This window comes from Pseudomonas sp. GM33, assembly GCF_000282295.1.
In the GTDB taxonomy this organism is placed as follows: Bacteria; Pseudomonadota; Gammaproteobacteria; order Pseudomonadales; family Pseudomonadaceae; genus Aquipseudomonas; species Aquipseudomonas laurylsulfatiphila.
Genome location: NZ_AKJO01000097.1, coordinates 2,501 through 5,407, shown reverse-complemented (window position 1 = coordinate 5,407; position 2,907 = coordinate 2,501). Strand labels below are relative to the sequence as shown.

The 2,907-nt window shown below is 52.1% G+C and carries 1 rRNA gene (running past one end of the window); it reads right to left on the bottom strand.

The features are described from left to right. Nucleotides 1-19: 19 nt before the first annotated feature. A 23S ribosomal RNA gene (locus PMI26_RS11040) occupies nucleotides 20-2,907 on the bottom strand (it continues 6 nt past the right edge of the window).

Genomic DNA, 2,907 nt, shown 5'->3' with positions numbered 1-2,907 from the left:
CAAATTGCTTGGGTGTTATATGGTCAAGCCTCACGGGCAATTAGTATTGGTTAGCTCAACGCCTCACAGCGCTTACACACCCAACCTATCAACGTCGTAGTCTTCGACGGCCCTTCAGGGGACTCAAGGTCCCAGTGAGATCTCATCTTGAGGCAAGTTTCCCGCTTAGATGCTTTCAGCGGTTATCTTTTCCGAACATAGCTACCCGGCAATGCCACTGGCGTGACAACCGGAACACCAGAGGTTCGTCCACTCCGGTCCTCTCGTACTAGGAGCAGCCCCTCTCAAATCTCAAACGTCCACGGCAGATAGGGACCGAACTGTCTCACGACGTTCTAAACCCAGCTCGCGTACCACTTTAAATGGCGAACAGCCATACCCTTGGGACCGGCTTCAGCCCCAGGATGTGATGAGCCGACATCGAGGTGCCAAACACCGCCGTCGATATGAACTCTTGGGCGGTATCAGCCTGTTATCCCCGGAGTACCTTTTATCCGTTGAGCGATGGCCCTTCCATACAGAACCACCGGATCACTAAGACCTACTTTCGTACCTGCTCGACGTGTCTGTCTCGCAGTCAAGCGCGCTTTTGCCTTTATACTCTACGACCGATTTCCGACCGGTCTGAGCGCACCTTCGTACTCCTCCGTTACTCTTTAGGAGGAGACCGCCCCAGTCAAACTACCCACCATACACTGTCCTCGATCCGGATAACGGACCTGAGTTAGAACCTCAAAGTTGCCAGGGTGGTATTTCAAGGATGGCTCCACGCGAACTGGCGTCCACGCTTCAAAGCCTCCCACCTATCCTACACAAGCAAATTCAAAGTCCAGTGCAAAGCTATAGTAAAGGTTCACGGGGTCTTTCCGTCTAGCCGCGGATACACTGCATCTTCACAGCGATTTCAATTTCACTGAGTCTCGGGTGGAGACAGCGCCGCCATCGTTACGCCATTCGTGCAGGTCGGAACTTACCCGACAAGGAATTTCGCTACCTTAGGACCGTTATAGTTACGGCCGCCGTTTACCGGGGCTTCGATCAAGAGCTTCGCGTTAGCTAACCCCATCAATTAACCTTCCGGCACCGGGCAGGCGTCACACCCTATACGTCCACTTTCGTGTTTGCAGAGTGCTGTGTTTTTAATAAACAGTCGCAGCGGCCTGGTATCTTCGACCGGCGTGGGCTTACGGAGCAAGTCCTTCACCCTCACCGGCGCACCTTCTCCCGAAGTTACGGTGCCATTTTGCCTAGTTCCTTCACCCGAGTTCTCTCAAGCGCCTTGGTATTCTCTACCCAACCACCTGTGTCGGTTTGGGGTACGGTTCCTGGTTATCTGAAGCTTAGAAGCTTTTCTTGGAAGCATGGCATCAACCACTTCGTCACCCAAAGGGTAACTCGTCATCAGCTCTCGGCCTTAGAATCCCGGATTTACCTAAGATTCCAGCCTACCACCTTAAACTTGGACAACCAACGCCAAGCTGGCCTAGCCTTCTCCGTCCCTCCATCGCAATAACCAGAAGTACAGGAATATTAACCTGTTTTCCATCGACTACGCTTTTCAGCCTCGCCTTAGGGACCGACTAACCCTGCGTCGATTAACGTTGCGCAGGAAACCTTGGTCTTTCGGCGTGGGTGTTTTTCACACCCATTGTCGTTACTCATGTCAGCATTCGCACTTCTGATACCTCCAGCAAGCTTCTCAACTCACCTTCACAGGCTTACAGAACGCTCCTCTACCGCATCACCCGAAGGTGATACCCGTAGCTTCGGTGTATGGTTTGAGCCCCGTTACATCTTCCGCGCAGGCCGACTCGACTAGTGAGCTATTACGCTTTCTTTAAAGGGTGGCTGCTTCTAAGCCAACCTCCTAGCTGTCTAAGCCTTCCCACATCGTTTCCCACTTAACCATAACTTTGGGACCTTAGCTGACGGTCTGGGTTGTTTCCCTTTTCACGACGGACGTTAGCACCCGCCGTGTGTCTCCCATGCTCGGCACTTGTAGGTATTCGGAGTTTGCATCGGTTTGGTAAGTCGGGATGACCCCCTAGCCGAAACAGTGCTCTACCCCCTACAGTGATACATGAGGCGCTACCTAAATAGCTTTCGAGGAGAACCAGCTATCTCCGAGCTTGATTAGCCTTTCACTCCGATCCACAGGTCATCCGCTAACTTTTCAACGGTAGTCGGTTCGGTCCTCCAGTCAGTGTTACCTAACCTTCAACCTGCCCATGGATAGATCGCCCGGTTTCGGGTCTATTCCCAGCGACTAGACGCCCTATTAAGACTCGCTTTCGCTACGCCTCCCCTATTCGGTTAAGCTCGCCACTGAAAATAAGTCGCTGACCCATTATACAAAAGGTACGCAGTCACCCAACAAAGTGGGCTCCCACTGCTTGTACGCATACGGTTTCAGGATCTATTTCACTCCCCTCTCCGGGGTTCTTTTCGCCTTTCCCTCACGGTACTAGTTCACTATCGGTCAGTCAGTAGTATTTAGCCTTGGAGGATGGTCCCCCCATATTCAGACAAAGTTTCTCGTGCTCCGTCCTACTCGATTTCATGACTAAGAGATTTTCGCGTACAGGGCTATCACCCACTATGGCCGCACTTTCCAGAGCGTTCCGCTAATCTCAAAGCCACTTAAGGGCTAGTCCCCGTTCGCTCGCCACTACTAAGGGAATCTCGGTTGATTTCTTTTCCTCAGGGTACTTAGATGTTTCAGTTCCCCTGGTTCGCCTCTTGCACCTATGTATTCAGTACAAGATAACCATCTTATGATGGCTGGGTTCCCCCATTCAGACATCTCCGGATCAAAGTCTGTTTGCCGACTCCCCGAAGCTTTTCGCAGGCTACCACGTCTTTCATCGCCTCTGACTGCCAAGGCATCCACCGTATGCGCTTCTTCAC